Raw genomic sequence first — 634 nt, 5'->3', positions numbered from 1 at the left:
GTAAATGAACCCTTAGGAAATAAACTTTTAAATTTCATACAAAATAAAACTTGTTCTCGTTTTAATATAGATGAAAATTTAAATATCTATGATAAAACTCATAATGTTTTTATGTATGAAAATTTAGAAGAAGAATTAAATTTTTTCTATCAAAGTATTTTAGAAAAAACTCCTAGATATCCTTTTATATGTATTTATGGTATAGGCAATGCTTTACTGATTAAAAATTTAGCTAAACACTATAAACATCTTTTTGTATTTGAAAGCGAAATAGAACTTTTTATCCTAGCTTTAAGTGCATTGGATTTGAGTGAAGAGCTTTGTAGTGGAAAAATTTATCTTGTGGATATCGAAGAAGAAAGAGTAGATATTCAACTGCTTATACTTTTTGATATGAAAGATATGTTTGAGTACTTAAGTTTGTATGAAATGTTTGTGAATAATGTTTATTATAAAAAGTTTTATGAGGATATCTGGCATAAAGCAGATGAGCTTTGCGAGAAAAATATAAAAGTTGTGATAAGAAATTTAAATTCTAGTTTATGCATCGGTTTTGAGTGTTATTCTCATCTTTTACAAAACATCCCTTCTATGCTTGAAAGCATTCCTTTTCAAAGAATCTTAAATGAAAGAA

1 pseudogene is annotated in these 634 nt (G+C 25.6%); it reads left to right on the top strand.

What is annotated here, in order from left to right:
- Positions 1–634 (top strand): annotated as a pseudogene (locus AJN60_RS10045) (motility associated factor glycosyltransferase family protein); the annotation flags it as partial.

The organism is Campylobacter sp. BCW_4323, assembly GCF_001763115.1.
Taxonomy (GTDB): Bacteria; Campylobacterota; Campylobacteria; order Campylobacterales; family Campylobacteraceae; genus Campylobacter_D; species Campylobacter_D jejuni.
The sequence above is the reverse complement of the archived record's forward strand: the minus strand, read 5'-3'. Positions and strand labels throughout refer to the sequence as shown.